A 16,635-nucleotide genomic window follows, 5' to 3' on the forward strand; every position below is an offset into this window, starting at 1 on the left:
GTGACTAAAAAAAGAGTTTTATCTGGTGTTCAACCAACTGGGGCAATTCATATTGGCAATTGGTTAGGAGCTATTCGTAACTGGGTATCTTTGCAAAATGAATATGATACGTATGTATGCGTCGTAGACCTTCATGCCATTACTGTTCCACATGATCCTCAACAACTAAAAGAAAACACATTGAGAACAGCAGCACTTTATGTCGCATGTGGAATGGATCCTAAAAAATGTTCGATTTTTGTTCAAAGTCATATTTCAGCCCATAGTGAACTTTGTTGGCTTCTCAATTGTGTAACTCCATTAAATTGGATGGAAAGAATGATCCAATTCAAAGAAAAAGCTATAAAGCAAGGAGACAATGTATCAATAGGATTGCTCGACTACCCTGTACTAATGGCAGCAGACATTCTTTTATATGATGCTGATTTAGTTCCTGTTGGTGAAGATCAAAAACAACATCTAGAACTTGCTAGAGATATTGCCCAACAAAGAGTTAATTCTCGTTTCAATAAAGAAAGTAAGTCTATACTAAAAATTCCTAAACCATTAATTATGAAAGAAGGAGGCAAAATAATGAGTTTAATTGATGGAAATATGAAAATGAGCAAAAGTGATCCAAATGAAAATAGTAGAATTGCACTATTAGATAGTCCGGAAATTATTAAGAAAAAAATAAAACGAGCAAAAACCGATTCATTTTTGGGTCTAGAGTTTGATAATAATCAAAGACCAGAAGCAAATAATCTTTTAGGTATTTATTCAATGGTATCGAATCAAAATAGAGAAGCTGTACAAAAAGAGTTCTCAAATATAGGTTGGGGTAAATTCAAACCAATACTTACTGATGCAATAATTGAATCACTTAATCCAATTCAACAAAAATATTATTCATTAATAAAAGATAAAACAGAGCTAAATAATATTCTCAATAAAGGTTATATAAAAGCAAATACCATATCTAACCAAACCTTAAAAAGAGTTAGAAATGCTCTTGGTTTTCTAGATAAACCTATAAGTTGATGCCAATAATTACATTACCTGATGGAGCACAGAGAACTTATTCTACTCCTGTAACTATTGCTGAAATTGCAGCAGAAATAGGGCCGGGGCTTGCAAAAGCTGCAATTGCTGGAGAAGTAAATGGTGAACTGGTCGATACATGTATTCCTATAAGTGTTAACGCAAATATAAATATTATTACATCTAAGAATAAGGAGGGAATTGATATTATACGTCATTCCTTTGCTCATCTATTAGGTCACGCAATTAAACAATTATATCCCGACGCAAAAATGGCAATTGGTCCAGTAATTGAAAATGGATTTTATTATGATATAGCCTATAAAGATACATTCTCGCTTGATGATCTAAATCAAATAGAGTTAAGAATTAAAGAGCTCATAAAGCAAGACTATGATGTAGTAGTAGAAGAAGTTTCTAAAGAGAAAGCTCGTAAAACATTCTTAGATAGAGATGAAGCATATAAAGTTCAAATAATAGATGAAATCCCAGACAACGAAACTATAAAACTCTACAAACATCAAGAATATATTGATATGTGTAGAGGTCCACATGTTCCTAATACAAAACATTTAAGAGCTTTTTCCTTAATGAAAGTCTCTGGTGCTTATTGGAGAGGAGACTCAAATAATGAAATGCTTCAAAGAATTTATGGCACTGCATGGGGAAGCACCAAAGAACTTGAAGCCTATCTACTCAAGATAGAAGAAGCTGAAAAAAGAGATCATAGGAAGATTGGTAAAAAACTTGATTTATTTCATACTCAAGAAGAAGCTCCTGGAATGATCTTCTGGCATCCTAAAGGCTGGTCAATTTATCAAGTATTGGAAAGTTTTATACGTGAAACTCTTATATTAAATGATTACAAAGAGATAAAAACACCTCAAACAGTAGACAGATCTCTTTGGGAAAAATCAGGTCATTGGGATAAGTTTAAGGAAGATATGTTTACTACAACTTCAGAAAATAGAGAATATGCAATTAAACCAATGAATTGTCCGTGTCATATTCAAGTTTTCAATGAAGGTCTAAAAAGTTATAGGGATCTTCCAATTAGACTTGCAGAATTTGGATCTTGCCATAGGAATGAACCATCAGGCGCACTCCATGGCTTAATGAGGGTTCGGAATTTCGTCCAAGATGATGCTCATATTTTTTGCACTGAAGCTCAAATTCAAGATGAAGTTTCTAAATTTATAGATCTAGTCTTTGATGTATATAAAGCTTTTGGATTTGAATCAATAATCATAAAATTATCTACAAGGCCAACAAAACGAGTAGGGAGCGATGAGATTTGGGACAAATCAGAAAAAGCACTAGCCGATGCATTGAATATAAAGAAGTTTGAATGGTCATACTTACCAGGTGAAGGAGCATTTTATGGCCCCAAAATAGAATTTTCATTAAAAGATTGTATAGACAGAGTTTGGCAATGTGGTACCATCCAAGTCGATTTTTCTATGCCACACAGACTTGGTGCTAGTTATATAGATGAAAATAGTCAAAAGAAAGTACCTGTAATGCTTCATAGAGCAATCCTAGGTTCTTTTGAAAGATTTATTGGCATATTAATTGAAGAATATGAAGGCAAGTTCCCTCCATGGCTTTCACCAATACAAGTAATAGTAATTGGAATAACTGATAGAAATTCTATTAAATGCAAAGAAATCTCTAATCTATTGATGTTAAGAGGTTACAGAGCAACTTACGATACAAGAAATGAAAAGGTAGGTCTAAAAATTCGAGAACATACTCTTCAGAGAATACCTTATTTATTAATAATTGGTGATAAGGAACAGGAGGAAGGAACTGTTTCCGTAAGAACTATGCATGGAATTGACATGGGTTCTATGAAATTAACTGAATTTCAAGAAATAATTAATGAAGCCATCTCTTTAAAAGGTAATTATAAGCCTGTTCCTAAAAGATAGTGTAGAATTTTTTATCAATTAATGAATTTATTAGCAGCTGATATAGGAGGAACAAAAACGTTACTTGGGGTTTTTAGATATGAGGGACAAATAAAACAATTGTATAAAGCAAAATATTCATCTGAAGATTGGGATAATTTTGATTTAATGCTAAAAGATTTTATAGCCAATCTTCCTTCAAACATAACTACACCAAAATATGCATGTATTGGTGTTGCGGGTGCAATTAATAATAAAATTGTTAAATTAACTAATTTAAATTGGCAAATAAGTCAAGAATCCCTTTGCAAGACACTTAATACTGATGAAGTTATCTTGTTAAATGATTTTTCTTGCTTGGTATATGCAATACCTTATCTGCAACAAAAACAATATAAGTACATTCAATCCTTAAAAACAAATTTAGATTATCAAAAGGAAGGTTCCATTTTTGCAATTCTTGGAGCTGGTACAGGTCTTGGTATGGCAAGAGGCATAATAACTAAATCAGGTCTTAAAGCAATCCCTAGTGAAGGCGGACATAGAGAATTCTCCCCTCGAAATAATAAGGAATGGGAACTATGCCAATGGCTTAAAAAAGATCTAAAACTAACCAGATTGTCCATAGAAAGAGTAGTAAGTGGAACTGGTCTTGCAAATATTGCTCGTTGGAGATTAAGCCAAGAGGATACTAAGTCTCATCCAATATTAAGCATTATAGAAGCCAACAATTCTCATAATTTCAACAACAAGTTACTCCCTGAAAGAGTATCAATCGCAGCCAAAGGAGGCGATCCAATTATGCGAGAAGTTCTAGAAATGTGGCTTAGTGCTTACGGATCTGCAGCTGGAGACCTTGCATTACAAGAACTATCTACAGAAGGGCTTTGGATTGGAGGTGGAACGGCGATAAAGCATTTAGATGGCCTTTCATCAGAAATATTTCTAAACTCCTTGAAAAACAAAGGTCGTTTTTCAGAATATCTTGAGAAACTACCAATAATGGTCTTAATAGACCCAGAGGCTGGGCTATTTGGAGCTGCATGTAAAGCTCATCTAATGACCAAGTCTAATGTCAAAATAAACTGAATAGTTCAAAATAATGATTCAGCCGCCAATAGGTAAAAAAGTATTAGTGGAAGTGCCATCCACAACAGCGAATCTAGGTCCAGGATTTGACTGTTTAGGAGCAGCTCTAAGTCTTACAAACTTTTTTACCATCAAAAGAATTGATGGAGATAGCGAGAGATTTGAATTAATAATGGAAAGTACTGAAGGAAATCATTTAAGAGGAGGACCAGAAAATCTCTTTTATAGAGCAGCTCAAAGGGTTTGGAAAGCAGCTGAAGTAGAGCCCTTTGCTCTAGAAGCAAGAGTAAAATTAGCAGTTCCACCTGCAAGGGGACTTGGAAGTAGTGCTACAGCTATCGTCGCAGGACTTGTAGGAGCAAATGCACTAATAAATGATCCATTAAGCAAAGAGAAGCTTCTTGAACTTGCTATTGATATTGAGGGTCATCCAGACAATGTAGTCCCATCACTTCTAGGCGGTTTATGTTTTACTGCAAAAGCTGCCTCTCAGAGATGGAGAGTTGTTAAATGTGATTGGGACGATTCTATAAAAGCTGTTGTTGCTATTCCTTCCTTACGTTTAAGCACGAGTGAAGCAAGAAGAGTCATGCCTAAGACAGTACCTTTAGGGGATGCTGTTATGAACTTAGGTTCTTTAACACTCTTGCTTAATGGTCTTAGAACAGGTCGACAAGACCTTATTACTGATGGAATGCATGATCGTTTGCACGAGCCTTATAGATGGAAATTAATTAAAGGAGGTGCTCAGGTTTGCGAAGCAGCTATTAATGCTGGAGCCTTTGGATGCGCCATTAGTGGTGCAGGTCCAAGCATTCTCGCCTTATGTAAGGAAGATAAAGGTAGAAATATAAGTCAAGCTATGGTGAAAGCCTGGGAAAGTGAAGGTGTTGCAAGTCGAGCTCCATTACTTAACCTACAAACCAAAGGCTCCACTTGGTATTCTAATCAAAGTAAGTAGTTCTACTTACTAAATAGCACAAGTGCTGATAAGGTTCATTCTCATGTCTTCAAGATTATGGACGCAAATACAATAACTACAGCTGCGTCCAGCTCATCCTTCCCTTGGCTATCTTTAATTGTTCTGCTTCCTGCAGTTAGTGCGTTAATAATTCAATTCTTGCCTCAAAAACAAGACGAAAGTCCTGATCTCTTTAGGAATATTGCTATTGGTGTACTTGCATTCGACTTTTTAATAATACTATTTGTTCTTAGTCAATTATTTACAAGTCAATCAAGTGATCTGCAATTAATTGAAAGAACAACTTGGTTGCCTTCAATAGGACTTGAATGGTCCTTAGGAGTTGATGGCATATCAGCACCACTTGTTGCTTTAAGTGGCCTAATAACACTTCTCTCAGCTACAGCTAGTTGGAAAATTACTAACAAACCAAAACTTTATTTCTCACTATTACTAATTCAGGCATCAGCGCAAGCTTTGGTTTTCCTATCTCAAGACTTTCTGCTTTTCTTTCTTGCTTGGGAATTAGAACTTGTCCCTGTATATTTATTAATTGCAATATGGGGAGGTAGAAAAAGATTATATGCAGCAACTAAATTTATACTTTATACAGCACTTGCCTCATTGTTAATACTTGTTAGTGGTCTTGCATTGGCATTATCAGGGGATTCTTTTACTTTAAATCTTAGTGAACTAACAGCAAGATCAACCTCTGGCACTTTTGGATTACTTTGTTATTTGGGGTTCTTAATTGGTTTTGGTGTGAAACTACCTATTTTCCCTCTGCATACATGGTTGCCTGATGCACATGGCGAGGCAAATGCTCCAGTTTCAATGTTATTAGCAGGAATACTTCTAAAAATGGGTGGATATGCATTGATTAGATTTAATGTACAAATGTTCCCTGAAATTCATATTCAATTATCACCAGCATTAATAGTAATAGGCATAGTAAATATAATTTATGGAGCATTAAATGCTTTTGCTCAAGACAATGTAAAACGAAGAATTGCTTGCAGTTCAGTAAGTCACATGGGTTTTGTTCTATTAGGTATAGGAGCTATAAACACTTTAGGTATTAATGGGGCAATGCTTCAGATGATCAGTCATGGACTAATTGCTGCAGCAATGTTCTTTATAACAGGTTCATTTTACGAAAGAACAAATACTCTTTCAATACCAAATATGGGAGGACTAGCAAAGGCTCTTCCGATAACATTTGCTCTTTTTCTCACCAGTTCGTTAGCCTCCTTAGCTCTTCCAGGCATGAGTGGATTTGTTAGTGAAATAACAATCTTCCTTGGTATAACTAGTCAAGATGCCTTTACTTCGATTTTCAGATCTATCTCAATACTAATTGCTGCAATAGGACTTGTACTTACTCCTGTTTACCTTTTATCAATGTGCAGACGAGTGTTTTTTGGGCCTAGGATACCAGCCTTAGCAATGGTTGAAGAAATGAACTCCAGAGAGCTGTTAATAGCTTTAAGTCTTCTAGTACCAACATTATTCATAGGTTTTTGGCCTAGAATCGCTACAGATTTATTTGAAACATCTACTGATGCGATTGCAAGTAACTTGCTTGCTAGCAATTTAATAACTATTGCACCAATAGTATATTTAAATTAAAAGAAAGAAATGCAAAAACTTCCAGCACTATTGATTGGTAAAGGATTACCACTCTTTGAAGAGATTACTAGTCTAGAAATTGAGCAATGTATTCCAACTCTATTAAATATACTTCACAAGGAATTTGATGTTTTAGAAAATGAGTTAAAAGAGAAGTTGATCTCAGAAAAAGCTTTAACTTGGGAAGATCTAATAAACCCTTTGTACAAAATTGAAGAGAAGCTTCGCTGGAGCTGGGGAATTGTCTCACATTTAAATGGAGTATCTAATTCTCCTGAACTAAGAAAAGTCTATGCTGATCAACAGCCTGAAGTAATTCGATTTGGCAATCGATTGGGTCAAAGCAAGGTACTATTTAATGCACTCTTAAACCTTTTCAATAAAAACAAACAATCTCTAGATAACACACAGCTAAGAATTCTTGAATCAGAATTACTATCAATGAAGAATAGAGGTGTAGGTTTAACAGGTGAAGACAAAAAAATATTTAATTCTAACAGTGAACGTCTTGCGGAACTTTCTAATATCTTTAGTAATAACGTATTAGATGCAACAAAAGAATGGAAACTTCTACTAACAAAACCTGAACAGATAGAAGGGCTACCAAAACGTAGCCTAGAAGCAATGGCAAAAGCTGCAAAAGAAGCTGATGATATTTTTCAAGAAAATAGGGGGGAAGGACCTTCAGCAGAAAAAGGTCCATGGCTACTAGGTCTAGACATGCCAAGCTATACCACTTTTATTACATACTCAAAGAATAGGCACTTGCGTGAAATTATTTATAAAGCCTACATAAGTAGAGCCAGTAGTGGAAAGCTAAATAATCAAAAGTTAATTGAACAAATTCTTTCAATTAGAAAACACCAAGCTCAACTTCTTGGCTACAAAAACTGGGCTGAAATAAGCTTGTCAAGCAAAATGGCCAGTAATGTATCTCAAGTAGAAGAATTGCTTGAAGAACTCAGATCCGCAGCAATGCCAGCTGCCAAGGAAGAAATAAAAAGATTAGAGTTATTTGCTGCCGATGAAACTGGTACTGACTTCTATAAATTAGCTCCTTGGGATGTCAATTATTGGTCAGAAAAGTTAAGGCAAAAGCTATTTGATCTCAATCAAGAAAATCTAAGAGCTTGGTTCCCACTTCCTCAAGTACTTAATGGTTTATTTAGGTTATGTGAAAGACTATTCGAGATCTCTATAAAACCATGTAGCGCAAAGTATCCTGTATGGCACAAAGATGTTGAATTATATGATGTGTTAGATAAAGATGATACACACATTGCTTCCTTTTACTTAGATCCATTCTCAAGACCTGCTAGTAAACGAGGAGGTGCATGGATGGACGAATGCCTAACAAAAGAAAGATTAGATAATGGAGACGTCGTAATACCAGTGGCATATTTAGTTTGTAATCAAACACCGCCAACTGAAAGACTCCCCAGTCTGATGAGTTTTGAAGAAGTGAAAACCCTATTTCATGAGTTCGGACATGGCCTACAGCACATGCTTACAAAAGTTGAATATCCAAAAGCAGCAGGGATCAATAATGTGGAATGGGATGCAGTTGAACTCCCTAGCCAATTTATGGAAAATTGGTGCCTAGAAGAGAAAACAATCAACGACATTGCAAAGCATTGGGAGACTAAGCAACCACTTCCTAATGAAGAATTTCAAAAATTAAGACTAAATCAAACCTTCAATTCAGGACTTAATACGTTAAGACAAATTCACTTTGCTTTAACTGATATACGTCTACATAATCTTTGGAACGATAATCTAGGGATTACTCCAGATGAACTTAGAAGGAATCTAGCTAAGACAACATGTGTAATAGAGCCTATTCCAGAAGATCAATTCTTATGCGCATTTAGTCATATTTTTGCTGGTGGATATTCAGCAGGTTATTACTCTTATAAGTGGGCTGAAGTACTAAGTGCAGATGCATTTTCGGCGTTCGAAGAAGCTGGATTAGACAATGAATCAAATATTAGATTAATTGGGAAACGATTCAGGGATACAATACTCAGCCTTGGAGGAAGCAAATCACCAAATGAAATCTTCCAATCATTCAGAGGAAGACCTGCAACTAGCGAAGCATTAATCAAACATTGTGGACTTAGAACAGCTATCAAATAAATCTGAGGTTATCTTTTCAATAGCTACTGATTTTTTTATTAGCGCTTTATGAGTAAATACAGGCAATGATATAGAAGGTCCTATCGGCAAAACTGCTCTAAACCCAGGGAAAACCATTAAATCAAATTTACAGAAATAACTTCTACAATTAAGTTTCTGAAGGTTAGTTAAATCATTATTTAATGATTTAATCAACTTGCTGCCTACTTTCATTTCTGCGATTCCGGCAAAAATATTGGCAGGTACAAGTTGAGCCGTTAATGTTCCGTAGTGCGGACTACCTACACTAAAAAATCGCCTAGTTCTTTGATAGCCTCCCATCTCTTGAAGCCAGACTCTACTTATCAAACCACCCATAGAGAACCCAAGTAGATCTATTAATACATCAGGACCTAATGTTCGAGTAATTTGAGAATCAAGTTCTACTGCCAATTTACGTATATTTATTCTCCCACAATCATGCGGTAAATGGGGTGCTAATACAAAAGATTGTGGTTGATTTAATCTATCCTCTAAGCGTTTAAAAAGTTGAGGAGTATTCCAGAGCCCATGAACTAAGACTAATGGGCGATCTAAAATAGGCATAGGTTACTTAAAGGGAGGATTGTTCCTATTTCTTTGAATAGAAACACTTCCAGTAAAGCCATCAATTGGCGGATAACATTTTTCAAGTGAAATTCGAATGGGAACAGTTCCATATAACATTTCAAGTCGATCTAAAATTTGTTCACTGAAATATTCAATAGTTTTACACCTGATCTGAAATGACAGTTGTTGGAGACTTTTGATAGCAAGACTATAATCTGCAGATAAAGACAGATCGTCACTCTTACAAGCTGTTTCTAAATCCAGCCAAAGAGTAAAGTCTAAAAGGAATAATTGTCCTAACAAACGTTCTTTCTCTAATACACCTACATGTGCCCAGAGATTGATACCTTCAACATGTATTGAACTAAAGGTAGGAGGTTTCATTAGAGTTACAAATCAATATGAGAAAAAGTCTTCTTACCATTAGAAAAATCTTCTGCAATATGCCCATCTCCTTCTAAGAAATATCTATAGGTAACCAATCCATCTAAGCCGACTGGGCCTCTAGGTGGAAGTGTTTGCGTGCTAATACCAACTTCTGCTCCAAAACCATAACGAAATCCATCTGCAAAGCGAGTAGAACAATTATGGTAAACTCCTGAACTGTCAACTGTGCGCAGAAACCTCCTGGCTATTTCCTTATTTGTAGTCGCAATAGCATCAGTATGCCTAGATCCATAGCGACGTATATGAAGCATCGCCTCATCTACTGATGAAACGACTTTTACCGAAAGTTTTAAGTCAAGGTATTCAGTAGACCAATCACTTTCTTCTGCCTTTGTAATAATTCCAAAAGACTGAGACAATTCATCTCCTAAAAGAGTGACTCCCAATTTTTCAAACGCTGGAATAGCTAATTTAAGAAAAGAAGCAGCGATATCTTTATGTAATAGCAAAGTTTCAATAGCATTACATGCTGCCGGATATTGACATTTGCTATCTATCGCAATATCTAGGGCCTGATTTAGATTAACTGCAGAGTCAATATATAAATGACAAATTCCATCAGCATGGCCCAAAACAGGTATGCGAGTATTGTCTTGAATAAAGCGTACTAATTCATTGCTTCCTCGAGGAATAATTAGATCAACAATTCCATCTAAACCAAGCAAGCCTAAACTCTCTTGTCTCGTTTTTAACAAGCATATTGATTCAGGCTGAATATCCGATTTGCTCAGTCCTTCTTTCATTGCTTTTACTATTTCAATATTTGTCAAACTAGCTTCACTACCACCCTTCAGGATTGCTCCATTACCAGAACGTATTGCTAGAGAAGCAATTTGCATAACAGCATCAGGCCTAGATTCAAAAATCACTCCGATAACCCCTAATGGAACTGTAACTCGTTGTAAATAAAGGTTTGTATTAAGTTCACGGTGGAGTTGACGTATCCCTATCGGATCAGACAACGACGCCACTTGTCTAATGCCTTCAATGCTAATGCGTAATTTTTCTTCAGTTAGTTTTAGTCTTGAAAGAAGAGCTTGATTAAGCCCTTCTTGTTCGGCTCGATGGACATCATCTGAATTTGCTTTCAAAATTTCGCTAGATCTCAAACTCAAAGCCTCAGTCATTAAAATCAATGCGCTTTGACGCTGATCATTTGAACATTGCGACAATGAAACTGAAGCACTCTTCACTTCGAGGGCCCTGTTCACTAATTCATCTGTTGGAGATGGGACCAAAATTTGTTTTTCCATTAGAGAATTAGTTCATTCACATCATCCTCCCTCATAAATAGCAATTTTTTTAGAATTTAGTAAATCATTGCATGGTTAAGAAGAGGACGATTGATAAAACAATGAAAAGCTGTTTTTTAAATGATAAGAAAATACAGATAAATCCTTTATAAATGAAAAGGAATTTTTTCCTGCAAGCACTACCTTGATTTTCAATCTTATTTCCAACCAATCTGCTAAAGGTATATCAACCCAAAGTGGGTTACCAATCCAAGACTCAACAAATCGTCCTGTTTTATCGATTACTCCAGGGATAATAACTACAATAGAATTTACAGCTCCATCATCTAATAAATCTATAGCCTCACAAAGCAAAACAGTAATAGCTCCGGGCGTCAAATAACTATCAACCGTTAAATTCCTCTTATGGCAAAGATGCTGATCATTAAAACAATGCATTTTTATATATGAAGATCCAACATCAAAGCCAATAAAATCATAAATTATTTTCTTCATATTTAATAACGTACAAAAATTTGAACTTGACTCTGCCAATTACCATTTTTATCTAAAGCACCAAGTACTCCAACACTAGGGTTAATTTGGAATGTGATTGTACCTTGAGGAGGAATATCTTTACGATTAGGTGTTGTCTGAATTGAAAAGTTAACTCTCTGAGATAAGTCAAAACCAACTTCCGCTATCCAAGCTTGCTGCGGTGATAAATCATCCGCACTAGCCTCAGAATCAGTTAATTCATTTACCTCACTATTTTCGCTTTCATCATTAGCTATATCATTAGCAGTGACAAATGCAGGATATAAAGAGACTTGTATTCTTTCACTAAAAGCACCACTTAAATTACCTAAAGCAGGGGAAAGGAACGACCTATTCAAAAAATCCACAAGAACTTCTCTCTCACTACCACTCATTAACATTGTCAAAGAGTTTCCACCAATAAGATCAAGCAGTTGACTCTTTGGCAACGCAGGCGTACTTCTTAGTTGAAAAGTCTCAGAGACTCGGTCAGCAGGTCCAGTTGCTACTAACTCGACCTTGACGAATCTAGAGCCCCCTATGCCAACAGCTCCAGAGCCATTAGAAGCAAAATCACTAGTAGAGTCTAATTTAGTTGGGTCCTGAATAACATCTGGAACACGAGTGGTCATTGTTATATCCAAATAAGGAATTAATCCCATAGAGGGTGCAAATAAAGCAATATTCGGTTCTCGTGTATCGAGAGCAAAAGTTGTTGTAAAGAGATTCACTCTCCCTTTCCTAAGACGAATTAGTCCTCGTAAATCAAGAGTGTCATCTAATGCTCCGTCCAAGATTAAAGTTCCAGCAGCATCAAAACTTGCAATTGGTTGTGACACTATTCTTAAATCAGGGCCTAATCGAAGCTTTAAGGAATCAAAGCCTATAAAAGACAAACCTTTGGGGAGTCCAGAACGTAGTAATTTGTTAGCAGGAGAATTCTTATCCTCTATAAAAAGTACAAGAGGGTCTTTATAATCCCAATTTTGTTCTGGGAGCTGATTAAAGTAACGCTGAGTGGAATTAGTAGATATCTTTTGAGTTGATGTGGAATTTTTCTTATCTACACGCGATCTTTTTGTAGAGATAGACCCTTGCTCAATAGTTATATCACCACCTAACAAAGGCTGAAGAATTGAACCTTTAACATTGAGGTTTGAAGAAACTTTAAAATCAAAATTATTTTGATCAAATTCAATAGATTTAATTACTAAGTTTAGCTCTTTTGATATTTCTTTATCATCTCTAAATATATACATTCCTCCATTTGCTTTAACAACACCTTTATCACCAATACGAGCTGTTAATGTCTGAAAATCTATCTGATTAAAATCAAAGATTATTTTAGTATCGAAATCCTTTACAGGGTTTTGTTTCAATAAAAATTCTCCATTGCTAACAACAAAATAACCATTAGCTACTGGTTTAGAACGTGTCCCACTAATTATCAGTTTTAAGTCCGCTGTACCGGATTTCCAATTGACAAAATCCTTAGACAAACCGTCTAAAAAGGTAAGGCCATCTCCATGGCTTTCTACTTTGACATCAAAAGGAAGATCATTTGATAAAGGTACTTTTCCAACAATTTTTACTGGTTGAAGAGAAGAAACTTCACGAATGGATATATCTGTGTTTAAAATTGAATTAGATAAAACAATATTTGCTTTATCTAATACAAATTCTTTTTCAGATATTTTAGCTTTATTTAATACAAGATCCGCTGACAATTCTGGCAAATTATCATTATATTTGTATCTACCAACAACACCAAACATACCTGTTAGAGAAGAAGGTGACGTGAAAAATAATGACAAAATTGAAAAAGGTAAATTTAAAATTTTGAACTCTCCTTTATCAGTTAGAGATAATGATTTAAATGATGCTGTAAAAGGCTCTATCTTCTCCTCACTTTGTTTATCGCCCTTTATCCATATCTTGCCAGAAGCTTTAACCTCTAGATTCAATTTGGAGATTTTAGAGCCCTCTAAGTTAGCCTCTGCATTTAGGTTTCCTTGCAGATCAGATGGATTTATAATTTCCTTGCTTGAAATTTTTCTTTTATATCTTTCCACAAAAACTCGCGAAATATCCCAATTAATCAATTGACTATCAAGCGAATCCTTAGGAGAAGCAAGAAAAAGTCCATTTAGATTTTTAGCAGTGCCTAAAGCAACTTCTGGAGACAAATTAAATTTGGAAATTGTCAAACTACTATCTGTTAACCAAGTAGGACTTATACCTTTTGCAATTGCATTAGCCTTAATAGGTCCGCCTATTTTTCCATTAGCATTAATTGATATCTTGCCTGTATCTGGTGGTATTAATTCGCCTGATAAAGAATACTTCGCCTCTGAATAAGTACCTTTAAGAACTGCTTCTTTTAAACGAACACCCAGAAGCCTGGGATAACGATATTTTATTTCGCCATCTACAAAAAGAGGTGCCGTTTTAAGAGTTCCTTCACCAATCAGGGTGCCAAAAACACGGTTAAAGCTCCTTACAGGAGGTATTGCAACTTCTAAACGATCTAATCTAAAGTTTTTTGCTTGCCAACTATAAATATCCTTTTTATTTTCAAGTGAAATTACTCCCCCCAAGCGTTTGAGAACAAGTTGATCTAGCGACCAATTTTCTTTAAGTTTCGCCTTAAGTGTGCCAGGGACTGCAGCTCCTACAGAAGTCATTGATAGCTCACCTCCACCTCCAGGTGATCCTTTGAAATTACCTTGCCATTTCTCTTGAAGTCTTACTGAACTTATCTGAGGCTTATCAAGTTCTACAGAGAGATTACTTGTCAAAGAAGAAATAGGTCCGCTAATCGTACCGCTAGTCGAAAGACTTCCAGACATAGAGGTTCCTATTAAAGAGGTTAAAGAAGATAACGAGAAGCCATTTAGATCTAATTGAGCAAAGAGCTCACCATAAGAAAGTCCGCTCTTATTAAAGCCAATAGGTAAAGTTGCTTCTATATTTAATGGAGAATTAATATCACTCTCAGAGTGAATTGAAGAAAGCAAATTCAACTTATATGCAGCTTTTTTCTTAATAGGCATATAAGCCCTTAAATCAGCAGACCAAAGCCCGTATTTAAATTTACTATTAGGCATTTCTATAGTTTTATTCCTACATCTAATAGAAGTAGATTTAGAGACAAGAGTCCTAGAGTCTAATGATGCAAATCTCAGGTTGAGGCCATCAAATCTGATGCCCCCAGCACAATTAATGTCTTCCTCTTTTACTCCAACTCGAATATTTGCGTTTACTCTTCCACGAGCTAAAAAGTTATACCTATTAAAAATAGTAGATTGAAAACTCTCTAAATTAAAATTTTTGAATCGAGCCTTTCCTCTAAAACTTAAAGTGTTCAAATATCCACCTCCTTTAAGAAACAATTCTCCTTTATCCGGGAAAGAAAGGGAAACTGATCCTTTAATCTTTTTATCAACAAGTTTTATGAAAGCATTTGCTTTGGTTTTAATTTCTTCTTTCGAAGAATCAAGCAAGATTCCTGAAGATTGATCTAGTCTGATTATCAAATCAAAATTATTAGCTTTACCTCCTTTCGTTTTCCCTAAAACAAAATGAGCTCCATTTTCATTTGTCTTCAGAAAAATCTTCGCTTTTGAAGGACTAAAAATAACGACTGGTTTCCAATTTAAAAGGCTAGCAACTGGAGCAATTTGAATTTTCAAGCTTGAAATGTCAACTGAAGAATCATCTTCAACTCCTTGCAAGAGTTTAGAAGGACCAACAGCAAACCCCCACGGTCTAAGACCTTTATAAGGGCCAATTATTAAAGTTCGTCCCCATTGATCTGAAAGTTTATTTTCTAGATCTGGTCTTACTTTTAAAATAAATTTCGATAAAGCCTTATCTGCATAAGAAAAAATTGAGTAGCCGCCAAAAATCAACAAAGCCCCTAAAAAGCTCCATTTCTTAACTTTTATGAGTTTAATCTTCACTCCTTTAGAACTTTCTGTGTCTTTTAGGGAGCAGACGAACTATAAGGAGTGAATGTAGTCTTAACCAGCTTATGTCAATTTCTCAATTCTTACAGGAGGCAACTATCTGGCTAGCTTGGGCTGGCATAGGGCTAGGTATATGTACATTATTGGCCTTTTTACTCAGATGGGGAATAAGGTTTCGACTCGTTGGGGCATCTATCTTTACTCTTCTACTATCCGGAAGCTGCTTTGCTTTTCAAACAAGCTATTCACCACCTGTAAATATAGAAGGAGCTCTTTATGTACCTGTCGTGTATGACAACGGCGCTGACCTTGTCGTAGCTCAGGCTCCAGAAGGATTTCCAGATGAATCCATCCAACCATCCCTAGAACAAATTGCGGGGAATCTAAAAGGAAGTGGGAGAAATGGAGCAAAGGTAAATATTCGTATTCGTAAAATTGAATCTGCAGGAGATGGAATCAGTCGCCCAATAATCCTTGGAGAAGTAATTAGTGACCCTACACAGAAAACAACTATTCCTATTGAAACAAACAATTTTTATTCTGTAAAAAAAGTAGATGCTGAAGAAATATCAGAACCTGCTCTAGACGAAGAAAATTCTACAAATAAAATTTCAGGATCGTCTCAACAAGGTCTCAATGATAATGAAGAATTCTTATAAAAACTTTAAAAAGATTCAAAAGCCCTTAGAAAAACTTCTCCCAACTTTTAAGAAAGAAGAGAAAGAACTTACTTTAAGAGGTTTTGACTCATGGCATTCAATTGCAACTCTTGGTGACTTAGATATTACTAAACTTATAGAGCAAGGTTGTGGAACTAGTAGAAATCTAAACTGCCTACGATGCATAGCTATATTTATCTGTGAACTAGACCTTTTACAGGAAGAAGCAGCATTATTAATGCACTCCGGTATTTCATCAGTAAGGGCATTAGCAAATTCCTCTCCTCAAGATTTACTTACAAAGATAAGCCGACTAGAAATACAGCTAATGGCAAATCGGTCATCAAATACTGATTTAATCAAAATAAACAAATGGATAGAAAAAGCAAAAGAAAATCAAAAAATTATTTAACAATAGTCAACTAATTTTTAAAGTAATCCTAAATCCAATACAATTAA

13 protein-coding genes are annotated in these 16,635 nt (G+C 35.5%); 8 read left to right on the top strand and 5 right to left on the bottom strand.

Features of this window, described 5'->3' with window-relative positions; translation table 11 throughout:
- The 6 genes from trpS to PRO_RS05260 are packed head-to-tail and all read left to right on the top strand — an operon-like array spanning window position 1 to window position 8,745.
- A complete protein-coding gene (gene trpS, locus PRO_RS05235; RefSeq protein WP_011125215.1) occupies window positions 1-1,020 on the top strand; it encodes a tryptophan--tRNA ligase in 1,020 nt (339 codons plus the stop codon).
- Entirely contained in the window at window positions 1,020-2,951 is a 1,932-nt protein-coding gene (gene thrS / locus PRO_RS05240) for a threonine--tRNA ligase (RefSeq protein ID WP_011125216.1), read from the top strand. The genes trpS and thrS overlap by 1 nt, the downstream gene beginning before the upstream one ends.
- A gap of 21 nt (window positions 2,952-2,972) precedes the next feature.
- Entirely contained in the window at window positions 2,973-4,019 is a 1,047-nt protein-coding gene (gene glk / locus PRO_RS05245; protein ID WP_011125217.1) for a glucokinase, read from the top strand.
- 13 nt (window positions 4,020-4,032) lie between these two features.
- Window positions 4,033-4,980 carry a homoserine kinase gene (gene thrB, locus PRO_RS05250; RefSeq protein WP_011125218.1) on the top strand — a complete coding sequence of 316 codons (948 nt, stop codon included), beginning with the start codon at window positions 4,033-4,035 and terminating at the stop codon, window positions 4,978-4,980.
- A gap of 57 nt (window positions 4,981-5,037) precedes the next feature.
- Window positions 5,038-6,609, top strand: a complete 1,572-nt coding sequence (locus PRO_RS05255; RefSeq protein WP_011125219.1) for an NAD(P)H-quinone oxidoreductase subunit 4 — start codon at window positions 5,038-5,040, stop codon at window positions 6,607-6,609.
- Between the two features lie 9 nt (window positions 6,610-6,618).
- On the top strand, window positions 6,619-8,745 hold the full coding sequence (locus PRO_RS05260; RefSeq protein WP_011125220.1) for a M3 family metallopeptidase: 2,127 nt from the start codon (window positions 6,619-6,621) through the stop codon (window positions 8,743-8,745).
- On the opposite strand, the gene PRO_RS05265 is transcribed toward PRO_RS05260, so the two are convergent.
- From PRO_RS05265 to PRO_RS05285, 5 genes are all read right to left on the bottom strand, one after another.
- Window positions 8,707-9,330, bottom strand: a complete 624-nt coding sequence (locus tag PRO_RS05265; protein ID WP_011125221.1) for an esterase/lipase family protein — start codon at window positions 9,328-9,330, stop codon at window positions 8,707-8,709. The genes PRO_RS05260 and PRO_RS05265 overlap by 39 nt on opposite strands.
- A gap of 3 nt (window positions 9,331-9,333) precedes the next feature.
- Window positions 9,334-9,717, bottom strand: a complete 384-nt coding sequence (locus PRO_RS05270; protein WP_011125222.1) for a dihydroneopterin aldolase — start codon at window positions 9,715-9,717, stop codon at window positions 9,334-9,336.
- Between the two features lie 5 nt (window positions 9,718-9,722).
- The gene (locus PRO_RS05275) at window positions 9,723-11,033 is read right to left on the bottom strand and encodes a glutamate-5-semialdehyde dehydrogenase (protein ID WP_011125223.1); all 1,311 of its coding nucleotides are present in this window, start codon (window positions 11,031-11,033) and stop codon (window positions 9,723-9,725) included.
- A 75-nt stretch (window positions 11,034-11,108) separates the two neighbouring features.
- Window positions 11,109-11,528 (bottom strand): ROK family protein, encoded by a 420-nt coding sequence (locus PRO_RS05280; protein ID WP_011125224.1) that lies wholly within the window; start codon window positions 11,526-11,528, stop codon window positions 11,109-11,111.
- Window positions 11,529-11,530: 2 nt separating this feature from the next.
- The gene (locus tag PRO_RS05285; RefSeq protein ID WP_036892267.1) at window positions 11,531-15,511 is read right to left on the bottom strand and encodes a translocation/assembly module TamB; all 3,981 of its coding nucleotides are present in this window, start codon (window positions 15,509-15,511) and stop codon (window positions 11,531-11,533) included.
- Between the two features lie 71 nt (window positions 15,512-15,582).
- Here PRO_RS05285 and PRO_RS05290 point away from each other — a divergent pair, with 71 nt between their 5' ends.
- Complete coding sequence (locus tag PRO_RS05290; RefSeq protein WP_011125226.1) at window positions 15,583-16,176, top strand: Ycf51 family protein; 594 nt, start codon at window positions 15,583-15,585, stop codon at window positions 16,174-16,176.
- Window positions 16,160-16,588: a DUF4332 domain-containing protein gene (locus PRO_RS05295; protein WP_052039722.1), complete on the top strand. Its 429-nt coding sequence runs from the start codon at window positions 16,160-16,162 to the stop codon at window positions 16,586-16,588. Before PRO_RS05290 ends, PRO_RS05295 begins: the two co-directional genes overlap by 17 nt.
- The last annotated feature ends 47 nt before the right edge of the window (window positions 16,589-16,635 follow it).

Source organism: Prochlorococcus marinus subsp. marinus str. CCMP1375 (assembly GCF_000007925.1).
Taxonomy (GTDB): domain Bacteria; phylum Cyanobacteriota; class Cyanobacteriia; order PCC-6307; family Cyanobiaceae; genus Prochlorococcus_E; species Prochlorococcus_E marinus.